The 21,495-nt window shown below is 42.8% G+C and carries 13 protein-coding genes; 10 read left to right on the forward strand and 3 right to left on the reverse strand.

The genetic code is table 11. The annotated features are described in order from the left end of the window. On the forward strand, positions 1 to 1,275 hold a 1,275-nt coding region (locus tag IQ236_RS19605), incomplete at its 5' end, for a chemotaxis protein CheA (RefSeq protein WP_193870850.1). Positions 1,276 to 1,348: 73 nt separating this feature from the next. After that, positions 1,349 to 1,819, forward strand: a complete 471-nt coding sequence (locus IQ236_RS19610; RefSeq protein WP_193870851.1) for a chemotaxis protein CheW — start codon at positions 1,349 to 1,351, stop codon at positions 1,817 to 1,819. A 27-nt stretch (positions 1,820 to 1,846) separates the two neighbouring features. Here IQ236_RS19610 and IQ236_RS28085 read toward each other — a convergent pair whose 3' ends face one another. Then, on the reverse strand, positions 1,847 to 1,969 hold the full coding sequence (locus tag IQ236_RS28085; protein ID WP_193870852.1) for an alpha/beta hydrolase: 123 nt from the start codon (positions 1,967 to 1,969) through the stop codon (positions 1,847 to 1,849). A 19-nt stretch (positions 1,970 to 1,988) separates the two neighbouring features. On the opposite strand from IQ236_RS28085, the gene IQ236_RS19620 reads away from it, so the two are divergent. The 8 genes from IQ236_RS19620 to IQ236_RS19655 all read left to right on the forward strand — a co-directional run bounded on the left by IQ236_RS19620 (position 1,989) and on the right by IQ236_RS19655 (position 18,346). Continuing rightward, the gene (locus IQ236_RS19620; RefSeq protein ID WP_193870853.1) at positions 1,989 to 4,070 is read left to right on the forward strand and encodes a methyl-accepting chemotaxis protein; all 2,082 of its coding nucleotides are present in this window, start codon (positions 1,989 to 1,991) and stop codon (positions 4,068 to 4,070) included. A gap of 258 nt (positions 4,071 to 4,328) precedes the next feature. After that, complete coding sequence (locus IQ236_RS19625) at positions 4,329 to 7,625, forward strand: HEAT repeat domain-containing protein (RefSeq protein WP_193870854.1); 3,297 nt, start codon at positions 4,329 to 4,331, stop codon at positions 7,623 to 7,625. Between the two features lie 221 nt (positions 7,626 to 7,846). Then, entirely contained in the window at positions 7,847 to 8,701 is an 855-nt protein-coding gene (locus tag IQ236_RS19630; protein ID WP_193870855.1) for a CheR family methyltransferase, read from the forward strand. Between the two features lie 71 nt (positions 8,702 to 8,772). Beyond that, complete coding sequence (locus IQ236_RS19635) at positions 8,773 to 9,822, forward strand: protein-glutamate methylesterase/protein-glutamine glutaminase (RefSeq protein WP_193870856.1); 1,050 nt, start codon at positions 8,773 to 8,775, stop codon at positions 9,820 to 9,822. Between the two features lie 45 nt (positions 9,823 to 9,867). Further along, complete coding sequence (locus IQ236_RS19640) at positions 9,868 to 10,497, forward strand: chemotaxis protein CheC (RefSeq protein ID WP_193870857.1); 630 nt, start codon at positions 9,868 to 9,870, stop codon at positions 10,495 to 10,497. A 291-nt stretch (positions 10,498 to 10,788) separates the two neighbouring features. After that, a complete protein-coding gene (locus IQ236_RS19645; protein WP_193870864.1) occupies positions 10,789 to 12,021 on the forward strand; it encodes an RNA-guided endonuclease InsQ/TnpB family protein in 1,233 nt (410 codons plus the stop codon). 2 nt (positions 12,022 to 12,023) lie between these two features. Next, on the forward strand, positions 12,024 to 17,384 hold the full coding sequence (locus IQ236_RS19650; RefSeq protein ID WP_322744258.1) for a PAS domain S-box protein: 5,361 nt from the start codon (positions 12,024 to 12,026) through the stop codon (positions 17,382 to 17,384). After that, positions 17,381 to 18,346: a GGDEF domain-containing response regulator gene (locus tag IQ236_RS19655; protein ID WP_190519694.1), complete on the forward strand. Its 966-nt coding sequence runs from the start codon at positions 17,381 to 17,383 to the stop codon at positions 18,344 to 18,346. Before IQ236_RS19650 ends, IQ236_RS19655 begins: the two co-directional genes overlap by 4 nt. Here the strand turns inward: IQ236_RS19655 and IQ236_RS19660 are convergent. Next, a complete protein-coding gene (locus IQ236_RS19660; RefSeq protein WP_228041753.1) occupies positions 18,337 to 18,474 on the reverse strand; it encodes a pentapeptide repeat-containing protein in 138 nt (45 codons plus the stop codon). The two genes, IQ236_RS19655 and IQ236_RS19660, sit on opposite strands and share 10 nt — an antisense overlap. After that, positions 18,471 to 21,233 (reverse strand): bifunctional acetate--CoA ligase family protein/GNAT family N-acetyltransferase, encoded by a 2,763-nt coding sequence (locus tag IQ236_RS19665; protein WP_193870859.1) that lies wholly within the window; start codon positions 21,231 to 21,233, stop codon positions 18,471 to 18,473. The genes IQ236_RS19660 and IQ236_RS19665 overlap by 4 nt, the downstream gene beginning before the upstream one ends. Positions 21,234 to 21,495 lie beyond the last annotated feature (262 nt).

A 21,495-nucleotide genomic window follows, 5' to 3' on the forward strand; every position in this document is an offset into this window, starting at 1 on the left:
CCCTCCTCCAATGTGGTGCGTGTAGATTTACCGAAACTGGATGATTTGATGCGAATGGTGGGGGATTTGGTCATGAGTCGTGCCCGTTTAGAGGATCATTTCAAATCCATCACGTCCTATCTTCCCTCCCCTCAAATTCGAGCCCTACAAGAAATTAACTTAATGCTAGAACGACAATTACGAGATCTGCGTCAAGGGGTGATGCAAGTCCGTTTAGTTCCCATTGGTGAGATTTTTGCTCGGATGCAATTTGTCGTTCGGGATTTGGTTCGGGCCAGTGAAAAACAAGTCACCCTGGAAATGAGCGGACAGGAAACCGAAATTGATAAGTTCGTTGTCGAACGAATGCTTGACCCCCTATTACATCTGGTGCGAAATGCCGTCAGTCATGGAATTGAATCTCCCCAAGAGCGTCTCGAAGCCGGGAAACCTCCCCAGGGAACCCTGAAACTGCGGGCAACAACCTCTGGGGAAACCGTCGTGATTGAAATTGAAGATGATGGTCGCGGTGTTGATGTTGAAACCGTTATTGAACGAGTTACAACCCAGACCCAACTCACTGAAACTCGATCCTTTGTTTCTCTGCTCGAAAACAAACATGGGGAAGCCGCAAAGCCCGACCAATATAATATGATGGCGTTATTAGATATTCTGTGCAGTGCCGGATTTTCCACTAAAAATGAAGTGGATTTAGTGTCGGGACGGGGGGTAGGGATGTCAATTGTTAAAAATACCGTTCAGGAGTTAGGGGGGTTCCTGAGTTTAGATACCCATAAAGGTCAAGGAACTCGATTTACAATTCAACTTCCCCTCACCTTAGCAATTACGGATGCTTTGATTATTTCTGTATCCCAACAAACCTTTGCCATTCCCCAAGCCTCGGTGCTGGAAGTGTTAGAAGTTTCCACATCCCAAATTATTTCCTTTGAGAAGAACGAAATTGTCAGCTATCGCAACACGGTTTTACCCGTGATCCGTCTAGCCTCAATTTTCCCTCTTTCTGCCACCTATCCCCAGTCAAACCCGCCCTTGTGTTCCCTAGAACCCTCATCCTTAATGATGATCGTGGTCGGAAGTAGAGAAAATACGGTGGCTTTAGTTGTTGATCGGGTGACGGGACTACGAGAAATTGTAGTCACACCCTTAACCGATCCCTTTGTCCAAGTGACAGGAATAGCTGGAGCAACAGAACTTGGCGATCGCCGGGTGGTTTTAATTTTAGATGTGGGTGCTTTAGTTATCAGTTATCAGTTATCAGTTATCAGTTATCAGTAGAGACGTGCCAAAAGCCTTACGGCATGGCGACCCCATGGCACGTCTGTACCAGTATTCGTAATTCGTAATTCGTATGTCAGACGTTTTAACTTCAACTCAACCCTATATTTTATTTGAACTAGCTGACACAACCTTTGGCATTCCCTCTCAAATTGTGCAGCAAATGGAAATGATTGAACAAATTACCCCCGTTCCTAACACTTTACCCTTTGTGGAAGGAGTTGTTTTTTCGAGGGGACAAGTCATTCCCGCCATTAATTTACGAGTCCGATTTGGACTAGAGAAAACCCCTTATAATCTACGAACTCGTTTAATAGTGATTCACTCCCATCATCGTACCGTTGGATTAATTGTAGATACCGCTAGGGAATTTATCGCAATCCCAGAACAAACCATTCAACCCCCACCCGAAGGAATCTCTCACTTAAGCGGTCGATATTTAGCGGGAATTGCCACCTTAGGACAACGAGTTATCTTGATTCTCAATGTTGAAGAATTACTGATCAATCAGTCATCAGTTATCAGTCATCAGTCATCAGTGTAGAGACGTGCCATGGCACGTCTGTACCAGTTATCGGTTATCAGTATTCGTAATTCGTAATTCGTAATTCGTAATTCGTAATTCGTAATTCGTAATTCGTAATTCGTAATTCGTAATTCGTAATTCGTAATTCGTAATTCGTACATCAGTCATCAATTAAAGGAGAAAAATCATGGCTAAAGTCAATAATAAGCAACAAAAAAATTATAAAAATCAGCAAAAAAACTCCCCTGAAATTCCTGATCAAAACCCAGTAGAGACGTGCCATGGCACGTCTCTACTAATTCAACAGCTACGACAACAAAATCAGCAAATCCTAATTAAAACCCAAGATATTGTACAAGCAGTAGAACATCTTTCAGAGGGGATGAACACCCAAACTCGCCTAGCAGAAGAAAGTAGTAGCCAAATTCAGACCCTAACAACTTCATTAAAACATACAGCAACCCAAGCTCAATCCGTTGCTGTTTCTGGAGAAGAATTAGTATCTTCTATTAATGAAATGGCAGCCTCCATCGAACAAGTAACCGTTAGTAGCACCGAACTCGCAACAGCCATTCGACAAACCTCAACGTCCGTTCAACAAAGCAGCACTTCAACCCATAATGTTGCCAATAGTGCACAAGAAATGGCAACTTCAGCATCTCAAGTCACCGCCTCAATGGTACAAGTAGCCGCATCAATTAAAAGCGTCAGTTTGGACACAGAAAACCTAGCCACCGCCGTCAATCAAACCGCCGCCTCCATTGAAGAAATGACCAGTTCCATTGGTGGGGTCGCTCAAAACGCCGATGATTTAACCGCCGCCTCCGAAGAAACCACCGCGTCCATCAACGAAATGGCCGCCTCCATCGAAGAAGTAACCGCCACCACAGAAAACTTAGCCGCCACCGTTGAACAAGTTTCAACGTCAATGGAAGAAATGGCGCAATCTGTTGTCGGTGTTGCTCAAAATGGAGAACGAATTACCGAAGCCGCCACCAATGCAGCTACATCCGCCGAACAGTTAGATCGCTCCATTCGTTCAATTACCACCCTAACTCAACAAGCCGATGAAATTACCCGTCGAGTCATGCAGGATGCCGAAGTGGGGGGTAAAACTGTTGAGAAAGCAATTCAAGGGTTAAGTCGGGTACGAGAATCAATGGTTAAATCTTCCGACGTCATTCGAGATATGGGCAAACGCACCAACGAAATTAGTAGTATTGTCGATACGATTAATTTAATCTCAGAACGCACCAATTTGCTCTCTTTAAATGCTTCAATAGAAGCAGCCAGGGCAGGGGATGCCGGACGAGGATTTGCCGTTGTTGCTGAAGAAATTCGTAATTTAGCCGATCGCGCAGCCCAAGCCACCTCCGACATTGCCTCGATTATTAAAGCCTTACAACAGGTAGCCCAGGATGCCGTTAACACCTCTAATGAAGGGTTAAGAGTCGCTGAAGATAGTGGGAGTCTAGCCGAAGAAGGATTAGGAGGATTAAAAAAAATCCTATCGGGGATTGAAAAAACCACCCAATTAGTTAGTCAAATTACTGTCGCTTCTGAGGAACAAATGATTGCGGGTCAAACCGTTGTTAATTCGATTAATACCACTGCCAACCAAGCACGAGAAGTTGCTAAAGCCACCATTGAACAATCTAAAACCACCCAAGGAATTGTGGTTTCTACTCGACAGATGCAGCAAATTGCTAAACAAGTTACCCAGGCCATGAATGAACAAGCTCGTGCCGCCCGTGATGTGATTAAAGCCGCTCAAAATACCACTAATTTAGCTGGACAAGTCCGTAAAGCGACTTTTGAGCAAAATAAAGGGGCATCCCAAATTATGCAAGCCGTAGAGTCCATGAGGCGGGGAGTCATGACTACTTCACGAGCGATCGCAGAACAGTCGGTGGCGGGTGAGCAAATCTCTAAGGAGGCAGAACGACTGGGCAACCTAATTAATAGTGTCAGCAAAGACATGACTGAACAAGCCACAATGGCATCTCAAACAACCCAAGCTGTTGATAATATGCGGATACAGTCGGAACAACTAGCCAAAGCCATGAGGGAACAGTCAAAAGCCATTCAAGAGATGACGGGGGCAATGCAAAGCATCACCCAACAAATTAAATTAATTCGCAGTTCTAATGTAGAACATTCCACTGTTTTAAGCTCGGCACTGCAAGGCATAGAAAATATGGGACAAATCAGTGAACGCCACCGAAATCAGTTATCAGTTATCAGTTATCAGTTATCAGTTATCAGTTGAGAGTTGGTATTAATCAGTAATTAGGTACCCGCATTATCAGTTATCAGTGCAAGAATTGGCTAATTCCTTAGCTGTTAGCTATTAATTCTTAACTCTTAGTTCTTAACTGATAACTGATAACTGAGTACGGGCGGGGTAACCCCGCCCCTACAACTGATAACTGGTACAGACGCGCCATGGCGCGTCTCTACACTGATAACTGGTACAGACGCGCCATGGCGCGTCTCTACACTGATAACTGATAACTGATAACTGATTATGGCTATTGGTATTTTTACAACCGATATAAATTTAACAATCCGCTCTTGGGATTCTCGATTAATCGAACTTACGGGAATTACGGCGGCACAGAGTTGTGGACAAAAAATCACCGATCTGATTCCTGATTTGGAACAACGGGGTTTACTAGAACGATTTCAACAGGTGATTACCCAAGGCGTCATTGAAACCCTCGCACCCGCCTTCCATCAATACTTAATTCCCTGTCCCCCCCCGGCGAACACCAAGCACTTCCAGTATATGCAGCAGCGTGTTACAATTACGCCCTTACGGGAGAAAACAACCATCGTCGGAACCATCGTCACCCTTGAAGATGTCACGGTGCGACGGGAACGGGAAATTGATCTAGCTCAACATTATCGTCGGGAAAACATATCCTCCCAAATTGCCTCCTCTGACGCCTCGGCTCAAGAGCGGAATTTAATGTTTTCCATATCCGATGATCTCAATAAAGGCCTGTATGCTAATACTACAGACCTTATGAATGCCCTACAAGATAGTAGTTGGCAAGTCCGACGGGAAGTCGTAGAGCGATTAACAGCCAGTCATAACCCAGAAATTACTACAGAATTATTACAACTGCTGCGCCAAGAGCATCGAAATGCCACCATTGTCAATAGTGTGATTCAAGTTTTAGCCTTGAGTCGGGTAGATTTAATTCCTGCCCTCATTGAATGTTTGCATGACCCTGATCCAGAACTGCGGATTTATGCCACCCAAACCTTGGGACAACGGGATGACGTTCGCGCCATACCAGCCTTAGTTTTAGCTTTAGCCGATAATGATAAAAATGTTCGTTATCATGCCATTGAAGCATTAGGACATTTAAAAGCGAGAGAAGCCATCGATCCCTTACTCGAAATTGCTCAATCTCAAGACTTTTTCCTCGCCTTTCCCGCCCTAGATGCCCTGATGCAAATTGGTGATCTCTCAATTGCAGGACGTTTAATGCCTTTACTTCAAAAAACCTTGAATTGGCGGGTACGTCGGGAGGCCGTCGATAGTTTAGCAATGCAAGACGATCCTAACTTAACCCAGGATTTGTTACGCTTGCTTCGGGAACAACACCGTAACCCCGACATTCTCAATAGTGTGCTTCAGGTTTTAGTGCTCAGTCATATCGATCCAATTCCCTCTTTAGGGTCATGTTTAGCCGATCCCGATCCTGATTTACGGATTTACACCGCCTTAGCCCTCGGAGAACGCCATGACCCCAGAGCGATTCCAGCCTTAATTCAAGCTTTGGATGATGCTGATATTAATGTTCGGTATCATACCATCGAATCCTTGGGACACCTGCGGGCAACGGAGGCTGTCGATAAATTAGTCGAAATCGCCCAATCTGGAGACTTTTTCCTCGCCTTTCCCGCCCTCGAAGCCTTAATGAAAATTGGAGACTCCACCATCAGTTGTCACCTCGTTGCCCTATTAGACGATCAGCTATTAGGTCATCAAGTGGCTGAGGTATTAGGAGAATTGGGCTCTGCTGATGTGGTTACTCCCATCGCCCAAGCACTCAACCAAACAGACATCCCTGACTCCCCCTGTCCAACCAATAGTTTAGTCATCACCCTAGCCAAAATTTATCAACGCTATCAAACTGAATTTGGAGAAGGAAAATTTATTGCTGACCTCACCCGGCGTGCGGTAACAGATGTCGGAACTCAAAACCTACTGAATGCAATAGAACAAGCTAATCCTGAAGAACTTCAGGCGATCGCATTAATCTTAGGATGGTTAGAAGGAGAGAAAGTTGCCACCGCCCTAGCCGGACTATTAAGTTATCCTCAACTGCGAGAATCGATTATTGAAGCCTTAGTGCGTTTTGGCAGTAGCGTAACTCCGTTATTAATCGCCCAACTTGACGTGAACGATGTCGAAACTCGTAAAGCCGCCATCACCGCCCTGGGTCGCATTGGGAGCAATCAAGCGGTTCCCGCCTTAACCGACTTACTCAGTGCGGACTCGGAATTAGTCATGGCCACAACAGCCGCCCTAGCTCAAATAGGCGATGGCCGAGCTTTTGAAGCCCTATTAGAACTCTTAGGACATCCCGACTCCGCCGTGCGTTTAGGTGCCATTGCGGCTCTCAATTCCCTAGGTCATCCCGCCCTCCCGCAACGGATTCTACAATTACTAACTCACCCCAATCCCCGGATTCGGGAGTCAGCCGTCAAAATCGCCGGATATTTTGCCTTTGGGGAATGTATCGAAGCTTTATTTAACTGTACAGGCGATCCCGAAGAAAAAGTACGACGGGCAGCCATTGAACATTTACCCTACCTAGAAGATGAACGGGTTCTGCCCCATTTAGTTCGAGCCTTAACCCAAGAAGTTCCCTCCGTGCGGGCGGCGGCGGCTCATGCTTTGGGAGATATAGAAGTCAATCAAGCCTTACCCCTGTTATTGAACGCTTTACAGGATGCCGATTGCTGGGTACGGTATCAAGCGGCTCGTTCCATTGGGCGTTTGGAGTTTAATCAGTTATCAGAATCCCAGGCAGAATCCCTTAAACAAGTCTTTGAGATTCTACAACAGCTTGTCAGCCAAGATTCAGCCTATCCAGTTCGGGCTGCGGCGACCTCGGCTTTAGGTCATATCGGTGAGGAAAAAGCAATTCCTCTGTTAACGACATTAGTGGGACTGGAGATCGGAGATGGAGACATTGCCCGGGCAGCCGTAATGGCATTAGGACGGATTAACAGTACCGACGCCGTTGCACCTTTGTTAATGGCATTGAATTCTACCAATGCAGAACGGCGTTTAGATGCCCTTCATGCGTTTCGAGAACGGGGAGGAGAAGAAGCCGGAGTTGCTTTACAATGGATGGCAGCCGCTGATCCAGAGGAAAAAGTGGTTCAAGCTGCGATTGAATCCCTCTCTCGGATGGGCACCCCAGAGGCCATTGCTGCTTTGTTGGAATTGTCTGTAGATCCCAGCAGTCGAGAAGCTTGTATCATGGCGTTAGCTTCGCGAAATTTGGAGTATTCCAGTCAGAAACAGGACTACATCGAAAGTATTAGCCAAGGGTTAACTCATCTGCATCCGGCTGTCCGGTGTACTGTTGTTGAAGTGTTGAAACGCCTCAAACATCCTTTTGCTTCGGAAATTTTAATCAGTGCATTAAACGACCAGGATCAAAGTGTCCGTTTATCGGCGGTTAATGCTTTGGTTTATTTGGGAAATCGCTCCTGTACTGAACAGTTGGGGATATTAGCTCGTAATGATCCTTCTGCGGCAGTTCGTCGGGCGGCCCAAAAAGGATTGCACCAATAATCAGTTATCAAGTATCCGCATTATCAGTCATCAGCCATTAATTTTTAGTTTTCAGTTATAGCCATGAAAAACTTAATTGGGAAGTTCATAAAAACACAAGTTTAGGCTGGCGCTCATCAGTTTATGTCATAACTGATAACTGATAACTGATAACTGATGACTGATGACTGATGACTGATAACTGATAACTGATGACTGATGACTGATAACTGATTATTGATATGCGATTTTCTCCAGAACCCCTGAATTTAAGCGATAATATTTTTATTATTTTGCGAGATCTAATCCATGAACGAACGGGATTATTTTATGCAAGTTCTAAGCAAAATATGTTGGCGGATAAGTTATCTAATCGCGTGTTTGAAAATGGGTTAGACTCGTTTTTAGACTATTATTATCTGCTGAAATATGATCCTAAAGCGGATGAAGAATGGCAACAAGTTATTAATAGTTTAAGTGTCCCCGAAACCTATTTCTGGCGAGAGTATGATCAAATCAAGGTTTTGATTGAGGTGTTAATTCCTCAGTATTTAGAGAAGTTTTATAGTCTCTCTTATCCTTGTCAACCCCTGCGGATTTGGAGTGCGGCTTGTTCCACGGGAGAAGAACCCTTAACAATTGCGATCGCTTTGAATGAAGCAGGCTGGTTTGAACGAGTTCCGATTGAAATTTGGGCGAGTGATGCTTCTTCTAAGGCAATTAATAAGGCTAAAATGGGATTATATCGACAATATTCATTTCGGAACTTTCCTGAAGCTTTGAAGCAGAAATATTTTACGGCTGAAGCAGATGGATGGCGGGTTTCTCCTCAGATTCATCGCCGAGTTCATTGGTCAGTTAATAATTTATTGAAGGAGTCTGAAATTCAATATCTAGCTCAAGCTCATTTTGTTTTTTGTCGGAATGTGTTTATTTACTTTTCCGAGACTTCTATCCGCCAAACTGTTAATTATTTCTATGAACGAATGTTTAAACCCTCTTATTTGTTTCTGAGTGCTTCTGAGTCTCTCTTAAAACTGAAAACTAATTTTGAATTGGAAGACATTGAAGGAGCATTTATATATGTTAAACATTAAAGGAGCAATTCTGCTGGATTTGAGTCTAATTTATTGATGCCCCTATTGTAATAAAAAAAGGATAAAAAGTCATGAATAAAATTATTCGCGTTTTAGTGGTTGATGATTCTGCTTATGTTCGTAAAGTCATTAAACAAATGCTCTCTCGTAGCCCTTTTATTGAAGTTGTAGGAACAGCCCATGATGGGGAAGACGCTTTAGAAAAATTAGAACAGTCACCGGATGAAATTGATGTAATTACCTTAGATTTATTAATGCCTAAAATCGATGGAGTAGAGTTTCTCAAAAGACAAATGAAACGACATCCAATTCCGGTGATTATTGTCAGTATCGCCAATGAAGGGGGAGAATTAGTATTAGCAGCTTTAGACGCGGGGGCTGTTGATTTTGTACATAAACCTACGGCTTTAGCGACGGAAAAAATGTATGAATTAGCGGAGGAATTAATTGATAAAGTCAAAGCTGCTGCGAATGTCCCTTTAAAGCGTCTTCCGGTTCCGGCTTTAGGGTCATTAGCTCCGGGATTGATTTCGGTTCAACCGGTGTTTAAGCCCGGTACAATTGATTTAATTACGATTGGAATTTCCACAGGTGGCCCCCAAGCTTTAGCATTTTTGATTCCTCAATTACCGAGTAATCTTCCGGTTCCAATTGCCATTGTTTTACATATGCCAATTGGTTATACCAAAATGTATGCAGAACGATTAGATCAATTATCAGCATTGAAAGTGGTTGAAGCGGGTGATGGAGAAATTCTGCATCCTGGGATGGTTTTTATTGCCCCTGCTGGCCGTCATTTAACCTTTAAACGGGAAGGGAATTGTGTTGTCACCCGTCTAGCCGCACAACCCTTTGATATGTATCGTCCCTCGGTGGATGTTATGTTTCAATCAGCCGCAGAAGTTTATGGTAATCGGCTTTTAGGAATTGTGATGACCGGAATGGGTTCCGATGGAAAACAGGGTGCAGCATGGATAAAATCTCATGGAGGTTTAATATTTACTGAATCTGAAGAAACTTGTATTGTTTATGGAATGCCACGTTCTGTAGAAGAATCAGGGTTAAGTGATCATTCTTATCCTCTCAATGGAATTGCACAGGCAATTTTAGACGTTTTATGAGTGTTCTTGATAACCTCAAAATTATAACCCTCAATAGGTGTAAAAATGTTACTCACCGAAAAGCAAAAAATGGCATTATCTCAATTTATGAAAATTGTTCTTTCTCGGAGAACAGCAACGGCATTATCTCAATTAATTGGGTCTGATGTGACGATGAAGGTGGCGGAGGTTTCTTTATCTCCGTTGAGTAAATTAATGACTGAATTACCCAACCAGTTTAATGAAGATATTGTCAGTGTTCATCAAATGTTTAAAGGGACAATGAGTGGAGATGCGCTGTTACTTTTAAACTATTCTTTTGCGGTCAAACTCACAAACTTACTGCGACCCGATCAAGAAGATTATAATTTATATTTGAATGTTTCTTCCTGTGAAGTTTTAATGGAAGCGGGGAATATTCTGTTAAATTCCTATATTAATATGTTGGGAACTTTAATGGGGAGTCAGTTTACTTTCTCGATTCCCACTTTCCAAATTGAACCCTTACCTGATTTAATCAAATCTTTAATGATGGGAAAAAATGAAGTCCGTTATGTATTAATGGTGGATACCACCTTCCAATTCTATCATAATTCGGTTCAAGGTTCTTTAGTTTTTGTGTCTGGAGTGATTCCTTTATCGTGTTTAATTAAAGGAATTGAAGCCTCTATTGACTTAGCAATTCCTAATCCCTAATGGCAATAGCAAACAAGAAAGTCTCATAGTAATCATCCTTTGAGCTTCTTCTTTTCTAGTCCTGAACCCATTGACACCCTAGAGCCAATATAGAGGGCTCAAATTTGGCCAACATCAGGGGATTCCTTTGATTAAGCTGCATGGGGTTAAACCTTATAAGACGAGTCTGGGAGATTGAAAACGAGCGCGTCTTCAGACCTGAGATGAAAAGCGACTCAGGGGAATTTATTCCCCGTGAATATTTTCCTAGTTTATGCTAACATAGAAACAGGTCGAAAAGAGGAATTTCCGATGATAGTTTTAGAATACAAGTGTAAAGGCAAACCTAGTCAATACAAAGCGATTGATGAAGCAATTCGCACCACTCAATTCATTCGCAATAAAGCGATTAGATATTGGATGGATAATTCCAGAGAATTAAAAGTTGATAAATTTGCACTCAACAAATATTCTACAACTCTCAGAAAAGAATTTCCGTTTGTTAACGACCTAAATTCAATGGCAGTCCAATCCGCAGCAGAGCGGGGATGGGCAGCCATTAGTCGTTTTTACGAGAATTGTCAGAAAAGGATTGTTGGTAAAAAAGGATATCCTAAATTTCAAAAGGATTGTCGTTCTGTTGAATACAAAACATCAGGATGGAAGTTACACCCAACCAAAAGACAGATTACCTTTACCGATAAAACCGGGATAGGTAAACTAAAATTGTTAGGTAAGTGGGATATCCATACTTACAATCTCAATGACATCAAACGGGTACGTTTAATTCGTCGTGCTGACGGATATTACGCCCAATTCTGTTTGAATATTACCATCACCGATGTTCAACCTAAAACCGGGAATGAAATTGGATTAGATGTTGGCATTGAGTCATTTTACACAGACTCCAATGGGTATCAAGAACCAAATCCTAAGTTTCTAAGAAAGACAGAACAATCCATCAAAAAATCTCAAAGACGAATTTATAAGAAAGTTAAGGGTTCATCGGGTAGACGGAAAGCGAGAAAAGTTTACAGCAAAAAACACTTAAAAGTAGAGACGCGCCATGGCGCGTCTGTACAACGGAATGAACACGCAAAGAGAATTGCGCGTAACGTATGCACATCAAACGATGTAGTCGCCTACGAAGATTTAAGTGTTAGAAATCTGGTTAAAAACCACTGTTTGGCTAAATCAATTAGTGATGCTAGTTGGTATTTGTTTCGGCAATGGATAGAATATTTTGCAACCAAATTTGATAAATTGGCAATTCCCGTTACACCCCATTACACTTCACAGAAATGTTCTAATTGTGGGGTGATTGTGAAAAAATCTCTGTCAACTCGTACCCATATTTGTAATTGCGGGTGTGAGTTGCACAGAGATACAAATGCCGCGAAAAATATTTTAAATCTTGCTAAACAAACTAGGGATGGGCAATCCCAAAGTAACGCTAATGGACTAGAAACCTCTACTCTTCTTGGGGAAACCCTGGTCGAGCAAGTATCTAGGTTGAAGTTAGAATCTCAGTGTCTTCAGACATGAGAGTGTCAATATTAGGTGTGCTGGCTACTATTGCCGTTATCCTGGTGTGGGAACGACTGACCCTGAATGAACAATACCACTACAAACAGTTAATTCAACAGGAAGCATCGGGGATTGAGTTACAACTGAGCAGAGAACTCACCCACCGAATTGTTACCCTCAAACAAATGGCAAATCGCTGGGAAGTTGATGGGGGTACAGCTAAAGAAAGTTGGGAAAAAGATGCAGAAGCTTATATTCATGATTTTTCGGGTTATCAAGCCATTGAATGGGTTGATCCGACGTTTCGAGTGCGTTGGGTTGTGTCCAAAGTGGGAAATGAAGTCACACAAAATACCGATTTCTCCCAAGAATCCCGTCGTCAAATTACCCTTAAAATTGCCCGTGATCTGGATGAAGTTATTTTAACTCGCCGGATTAGATGGACTCAAGGGGGTCAAGGTTTTCTGGCTACTGTACCTATCTTTGTGGGCGATCGCTTTGATGGATTTATTGTCGGAGTTTTTCACTTTCAAACTCTATTTGATAGCGTTTTGAACGTACCACCCGGTTATAAAGTAGCGATTTATGATGGGACTGAATCAATTTATCGTCAAGGCGGATTTCCTTCCCACTCTACTTTACAAAAAACAGTTATTGTCAGAGCCTATGGTGCTGACTGGCGAGTCGTAGTTGCATCTACAAAACAAGCAACTAGCCCTTTACCTATTGTGGTTCTGATCGCAGGCTTAACGTTAATTGGGTTATGTTTATTAGTGATATATCTGATTAGAATCAGTCAGGATCAAGTTCATCAATTAAAGAGAACCAACCAGCAACTGCAACAGGAATTTGAACATAGACAACAGGCAGAAATCGCTCAGACTCAACTGGCTGCCATTGTTGAATTCTCAGAAGATGCAATTATTAGTAAAGATTTAAATAGTATAATCAGAAGTTGGAATCACGGAGCCGAGCAAGTTTTTGGTTACACAGCCGATGAAATCCTTGGACAATCGATTAAAAAATTGATTCCCCCAGAATATTACGCCGAAGAACAGGAAATTCTGCACCGGATTCTCCGAGGAGAAAGTATTAAACATTACGACACCAAACGACTTAGGAAAGATGGAACTTTTATTGATGTTTCTATTACAATTTCTGCCCTGAAAGACAAAGCTGGAAATATTATTGGTGCTTCCAAGATTGCTCGAAATATTACCGAAAGTAAACAAGCCCAAGAATCCCTCTATGAAAGCGAACTTCGATATCGACAACTGATTAATAACTTAAATACCGGGTTCGTTATTCATGCTCCCGATACCAAGATTTTGTTATGTAATTCAACCGCTTGTGATTTATTAGGACTCACCATTGAACAAATGATGGGAAAAAGTGCCATTGATCCCGCATGGCATTTTGTTCGGGAAGATGGAACCCAGATGCCCATCGAAGAATATCCGATTAATCGAGTCTTATCAACTCAAACTTCTCTTAAAAATTATGTCCTAGGAATTAATAGTGGTAAACCAACCTTAGTTTGGGTTTTAGTCAACGGTTTTCCAGAATTTGATCATCAGAATCAACTTAAACAAATTGGAATTACCTTTATTGATATCACCAAAATTAAACAAGCTGAAGCTGAACAACAAGAAATGAGCGAGGTGATGGAAAATGCCCTATCGGGGATTTCTAAACTGGATGCCCAAGGTCGTTATCTTTATGTCAATAAAACCTACGCTCAAATCACCGGTTATCAACCCGAAGAAATGATTGGAATGTTATGGCAAAAAACAGTACATCCTGATGACTTAGAAAAACTGATTGCAGCCTATGAGATTATGCTAAAAACAGGAAGAGTTGAAGTAGAAGCCACCGGAATTCGCAAAGATGGTTCAATTATTTATAAACAATTAGTCATGATTGCTAACTCTGACGAACAGCATCAATTGTTGGGGCATTATTGCTTTATGAAAGATATTAGCGAAAAAGCCCGCCTGGAAGCGGAACGCAAACAAGCGGAACTCAAATTAGAAAAAGAACTTCTGCGAACAAAAGCTTTATTTAATACCTCATTAGATGGTATTGTCGTCATGAATAACCAAGGAGATGCAATCCAATCCAGTCCTCGTTTTGCCGAAATGATAGGTTATACCCCAGAAGAAACCCTGAGTTTAAACGTAGCAGATTGGGATGCCCAATGGACAAAAGAACAATTACAGACAATTCTCAAAAACCCTAATTTTATTCCTCTCTTTGAAACCCGACATCGCCGTAAAGATGGCTCGGAATACGATGTCGAAATTAGTTACAGTCGCGTCACCTTAGAAGGAGAAGTGATCCACTTTTGTATTTGCCGAGATATCAGCAAACGTAAACAAGCAGAAATCGACCTCCAAATCTCCCAAGCTCGGTTTGCAGGAATCTTAGAAATTGCCAATGACGCCATTATTTCCGTGAACCAGCATCAAGAAATTACCTTATTTAACAAAGGAGCAGAACAAATTTTTGGTTACCAAGCAGAAGAGATATTAGGCAAACCCCTGACGCTATTGATACCAGAACGCTTTGCAAAAATTCATCATCAACATCTTGCTGACTATGCCAAAATCGGAGGCTATGCCAGGCCCATGTCAGAGCGAGGAGGCATCTTTGGGCGACGCAAAGACGGGTCAGAATTTCCCGCCGAAGCCTCCATTTCTAACCTCAATCTCAAAGGTGAAATTATCTTTACCGTATTCTTGCGTGACATTACCGCCAGACAAGAAGCAGAAGCCGCCTTACGTCAAAGTGAAGAAAAATTCCGCACAGCCATCGATTTTACCTACGATTGGGAATATTGGCTTGATACAAAAGGTCAGTTTATCTATACCTCTCCCTCCTGTGAGCGGATCACGGGTTTTTCACCTAACGAATTTATCACCAACCCTAACCTCATTAGTGAGATTATTTATCCAGACGATTTCCCAACCCTAGATAACCATATTTGTAATTACCACTCTGGAGTCGAATTTGCCGAGTTTCGGATTATCACCCGTGAGAGTGAAATTCGCTGGATTTCCCACACTTGTCAACCCCTATTTAGCCATGAAAATCAATTTCTCGGTCTACGAATCAGCAATCGAGATATCACCCAACAAAAGCAAATTGAAACCCAACGTCAACAAGCGGAACAAGCCCTTCGGGAAAGTGAAGCTCGGTTTCAAGCCTTTATGAATCATAGTCCGGCTCCAGCCTGGATTACCGACATCAACGGCTTAATCCTCTATGTCAGCCAAACCTATAGTCAGAGTTTCCAGTTACCCACTGAAGATCTTCTCGGTAAAACCATCTTTGATATCTATCCCACCAACATTGCCCAACAATTTTTGGACAATATCTTAACCGTTAGTCGAACCCATGAAGTCATCAAAACCATTGAGATTGCACCCCGTCCCGATGGTAGTCTCGGTGACTTCCTCGTCTATAAATTTCCCATACCTGACCCATCGGGACAAATCCTCATCGGGGGAGTGGCTATCGATGTCACCCAACAACACCAAGCCGAAACCGCCCTACACGAGAGCGAAGAGCGATTGCAACTGGCCCTAGAAGCGTCTGGAGATGGACTCTGGGATTGGAACATTGAACAAGGAGAAGTATATTTAAGTTCTCGCTATCAGGAAATGCTGGGCTATCAACCCGGTGAATTACAGATGGACTTTAATCTCTGGATTGAGATGATTCATCCCGAAGAGCGCTCCTTGGTTTGGGACTGTTTAAATGCTCACTTAAAAGATGGTTTTGTTTCATTCGCCTTTGACTATCGTTTTCAGTGTAAATCGGGGGAATGGAAATGGATTGCCGACTATGGAAAAGTCGTGGCTTATAATGCTCAGGGTCAGCCCATCCGCATGATTGGAACCCATAAAGATATTAGCGATCGCAAACAAAAAGAAATAGCCCTCAGACAAGCCATGGAAGCCGCAGAACAAGCCAATCTTGCCAAAAGTATCTTCCTCGCCAACATGAGTCACGAACTCCGTACCCCCCTGAACGTCATCCTAGGATTTACTCAGGTAATGGCTCATGACCCCTCCTTAACTCCTAACCAACAAGAAGATCTGCAAACCATTCGCCGCAGTGGCGATCATCTTTTGAATCTGATTAATGATGTTTTGGATCTTTCCAAAATTGAATCGGGACACTGCACCCTGGAAGAAAGTGACTTTGACTTAATTGCCTTGCTCCATTCTCTTCGGAATATGTTAGCAGAACGAGCCAGTTCTAAAGGACTAGATCTTTATTTTGATATTCCACCCGACGTGCCGCAGTTTATTAGAGCAGATGCTCAAAAATTGCGCCAAATTTTAATTAACCTATTAGGTAATGCCATTAAATTTACCCATCAGGGCAGTATTACCTTACAAGTTAGGGGTGAGCTTAGTCCTGAAGAAACATCGAGTCCCTGTTGGATTCTTGAGTTTGCCGTCATTGATACCGGAGTCGGAATTGCACCGTTCGAACTGGATACAATCTTTAACGCCTTTGTCCAAGCTCAAGCGGGAAAACAAGCCGTCAGTGGTACAGGATTAGGATTAACCATTAGCCGAAAACTCTTGCAACTCATGGGTGGAGACATTGCCGTTCGGAGTACAATAGGCAAGGGAACAACCTTTAGTTTTACCCTTCCCGTGAGCCTGAGTGATGGAGTTGACCTTGAACCGAACACTTCGGAGCGCCTGATCATTGGATTAGCTCCCAACCAACCCCATCATCGGATTCTTGTCGTTGATGATCGCCGTGAAAATCGTTTATTGATTGTCAGACTGTTAACGGAATTAGGATTCGAGGTACGGGAAGCTTGTAATGGACAGGAAGCAGTGCAGCAGTGGCAGGAATGGCAACCTGATCTGACTTGGATGGATATTCGGATGCCAATTCTGGATGGATACGAAGCCACCCGGCAAATTCGGGCGATGGAACAAGGTCAAAGTAGTATTATTATCGCCCTGACTGCACAGGCGTCCCGAAGCGATCGCACTCTCGCCCTGGCTGCGGGCTGTAATGACTATATGAGTAAGCCTTTCCGAGAACAAACTTTATTTCAGAAGATGGCCCAATACTTGGGTGTCGAGTATCGTTATGCTGAATCTGCAACACTGGAAGTTTTACCGTCCCATTCTAAGAGCTTGACTCCAGAAGAGGTGAAGGTGATGCCCCCCGAATGGATTATGCAAGTCCATGAGGCTGCATTGGATCTTAATGATCATCAAATCCTAGAATTGATTGCGGAAATTCCACCTAAACATCAACCTTTAATTGAGGCGCTGACTTCTTTAGTTGATAACTTCCAGTTGGAAGCGATCGCAATTCTTACGAAGATTGAGGGGGAAGATAGATGACAAGTCTACTCAAATACCCAACTCAAACGAATATTTTGATTGTGGATGATACACCAGATAATTTACGCTTGTTAGCCAAAATTTTAGAGTCTCAGGGTTATATTGTTCGGAAATCTCTGAATGGGAGAATGGCGCTGCAAGGGGTGCAGCGTGATCCGCCGAATCTGATTTTACTGGATATTAATATGCCGGAGATGAATGGCTATGAAATTTGTGAAAAGTTAAAAGCATCGGAATCGACGGCTTACATTCCTGTGATTTTTATTAGTGCCCTGGAACGTTTGGAAGATAAGGTGCGGGCTTTTGAATTGGGGGGTGTGGATTATATTACAAAACCGTTTCAAGAACAGGAAGTTTTAGTCCGGGTTAAAAATCAATTATTAATTCAACAACAACATCAACAATTAATTGAACAAAATCAACGGTTAGAACAAGAAATTAAAGATCGGTTGAAAGCGGAAGCAGAAGTGAGAAAATTGTCTTTAACCGATGATTTAACGGGACTTTATAATCGACGAGGCTTTTTTTTACTCGCAGAACAACAATTAAAAATTGCCCGACGCACCCAAACACCTTGCTGTGTTTTATTCGCGGATTTAGATGGGTTGAAGAAAATTAATGATACCCTCGGACATGAATTGGGAGACCGAGTAATTCGGGATGCGGCTGAAATTCTCAAGGAAAGCTTTCGAGATGCTGATATTGTGGCGCGACTGGGGGGAGATGAATTTTCTCTTTTTCTTCCGGGTGGAGAAAGTCATTCAACGGATTTTCAGGCTCGGTTACAAACTAATGTGGATTACTTTAATCTAACGTCAAATCGGGCTTATATTCTTTCTATTAGTATGGGTGTACAACCCTGCGATTTAAATCAAGATTATTCCCTGGAACAATGGATTTCCAAAGCTGACAAATTAATGTATGAACATAAACAGATGAAATATTTAAAAAATCATGTTTGAGCGCCATGCAGAGACGCGCCATGTAGAGACGCGCCATGTAGAGACGCGCCATGTAGAGACGCGCCATGTAGAGACGCGCCATGTAGAGACGCGCCATGGCTCGTCTCTACAAAATCCAGCAAACTCATTCCCTGTTCCCTATCAACTGAATTTCAGCCCGCACCATCGGTTCACCGATTATCCGATTTAATGTAAATCCTAATTGTTCGGAAATATGTTGCATAATTCGATTATCACTGAGGATTTCGGCAAACACTAAAGGCATTTTCTCCTGACGCGCAATATTCAGTAATTGTCTTAATAATTCCGTCCCAATGCCTTGACGTTGGTAACTGTCACTGACGAGTAAGGAAAATTCTACCTCATCGTTACCATAACCTTTACTCAGACGCCCGACCCCAATAATTTTATTTTCGACCGTTTCGGGGTTGTGATATTCTGCCACTAATGCCATTTCCCGATCATAATCAATAAAACACAACCGCGATAACCGTTCATGGGTAATTCGAGAACTGAGTTTGACCAAATGAGCATAGCGAAGATAGACACTTTCCTCGGATAAACTTTCGTCAAACTTGACCATTAACGGTTCATCTTCAGGACGGATGGGGCGAATGGTAATCCCTATGCCCTGCTTTGATGTCCAATGGGTGATATATTGGCGAGGATAGGGACGAATGGCTGGTTTGGGTAAGGCTTCGGGTTTCGTCTCTGGGGAATGTAACACCACTCGTGCATCTAAGGCAATTAACTCGTTTTCCGAAGCCAATAAAGGGTTAATGTCAATCTCTTTAATCCAAGGTTGTTCAACAACTAAATTCGAGAACCGAACTAATAACTGTTCTAAAGCCTCCATATCCACTGAAAGCCTTCCCCTCACCCCTAATAAAGCTTTATAAATTTTCGTTTGTTCCATCATCCGACGGGCAAGGGTGGTATTTAACGGAGGTAAAGCTAAGGCTCGGTCTTTAAACACTTCCACCAATTGTCCCCCCATGCCAAATAACAACACCGGGCCGAATTGGGGGTCAAGGCTACTACCAATAATTAATTCATAGCCTTCTAATTTAATCATCCGTTGGACTGTTACCCCTTGGAAATGTTCGACCCCCACTTGTTGGGTAACGGAGGTTTCAATGGCGGTGTAGGCTTGGCGCACGGCTTCGGAGGTATTGAGGTTGAGTTGGACTCCACCCACATCGGTTTTGTGTGTAATCGTTTTAGATAACAATTTCAACACGACGGGATACCCTAACTGCTCCGCCGCATCAACGGCTGCATCGATATTTGAAGCGATACAGGTTTGTACGGTGGGAATGCCATAGGCGGAGAGGAGACGTTTGGATTCAAATTCAGTTAGAAGAGTTCGCCCTTCAGCTAAAACAGAACCAATCAGATGTTGGACACAATCACAAACTAGACCATCATCTTCATGGATTTTGGGTAAACTGGGGGTTTCATACAAGCCTTTTAAATTGTAGGTGTAGCGCCACATATAGTTAAACATCCGTACCGCCGAGTCGGGATAGGAAAAGGTGGCAATATTGGCTTGATTGAGAATTTTAATCCCCGATGCCACATCCGCCCCCCCCATCCAACTCGCTAAAATTGGTTTATTGGGCATTTTCATACAGCGATATTTCAACTGTTCCGCCGTTTTAGTGGGGTCAGTCATGGATTGGGGGGTTAATATCACTAAAATACCATCACTATTCGGATCTTGAACCACAATATCAAAGGCTTTGGCATATCGTTCGGGGTCAGCATCCCCTAAAATATCAATGGGGTTATTATGACTCCATTGGGGAGGTAACACTTGATTCAGGGCTTCAACGGTTGCAGAGGAGAGTTGGGCGAGGGTGCCACCTTCTTCAATTAAGGTGTCTGTGGTTAATACCCCTGGCCCTCCAGCATTGGTTAAAATCGTAAGTCGTGGCCCTTTGGGTCGGGGTTGTTTACTCAGAAGTTCGGCAATGGAGAACAAATGGGCAATATGATAAACCCGCAGAATCCCACAGCGTCTAAAGGCGGCATCCAACACATCATCGCTACCCGCTAAAGCTCCAGTGTGGGAGGCGGCGGCTTTGGCGGCGGCTTCCGTGCGTCCGGCTTTAATCACAATAATCGGTTTGGTTAGAGCAACTTCTCGGGCGGCGGATAAAAAAGATCGGGCATCCCCGATAGATTCCATATAAATAACAATACTTTGAGTTTGGGGATCATTGCCTAAATAATAAATTAAATCTCCCCAACCAATATCTAACATTGAACCAATGGAAACGAAGGCACTAAATCCCACGTTTTCTCGGAAACTCCAATCTAAAATAGAAGTACATAAAGCTCCACTTTGACTGATAAACCCAACATTTCCGGGTTTAGCCATGGCACTGGCAAACGTGGCATTTAGTCCCGTTAAAGGATTCATTAATCCTAAGCAGTTGGGGCCAATAATTCGCAGTTTACTCGATTGAGCAATTTGCAAAATTTTCTGTTCTAATTCTACACCTTTTTGCCCAATTTCTTTAAATCCTGCTGATAGAATAATCACCCCTTTAACACCGACATCGACACACTCTTGGATCACGGCGGGAACACTCGCCGCAGGGGTGGCAATAATGGCTAAATCAACGGGTTCCGGGGTATCTTTAATACTAGAATATGCTTTGATTCCTAAAATACTATTGCGATGGCGATTAACCGGAAAAACCGTGCCTCCAAAGGGACTACTAATTAAATTCCACAGGAGGGTTCTACCGACACTATTGGGTTTTTCCGTCGCCCCAATAACGGCAACTGTTTTCGGATTAAAAATAGCATTTAGAGATTGATGTTCGTAGCGTAAAACATCATGGGCTGGATCAGCGATTCGTGTTGCTGTGGTTTGCATAGACCACTCCTTATACGGGGAACTGGAATCAGGGAAAAATAACAAAAAATTTTGTAGTTTTAAGCACGTTATTCCAGCTTTTATTCTTTTCCATTATAATCTAATTTTTCAGGAAGTCTCTGATCCTTATAAAGTTTCAAGATTTGTCCAGGGATCAGAAAAAGCGATCGCAACTAACCCAAAGGCCGATAACGGTTTCCCTGTAACACTGTAACAAATTTCCGGTAAAAGATCTTAAATTTTACCCGGATCACATCAGATC

Origin of the sequence: Planktothrix mougeotii LEGE 06226 (genome assembly GCF_015207485.1) — a bacterium.
GTDB lineage: Bacteria > Cyanobacteriota > Cyanobacteriia > Cyanobacteriales > Microcoleaceae > Planktothrix.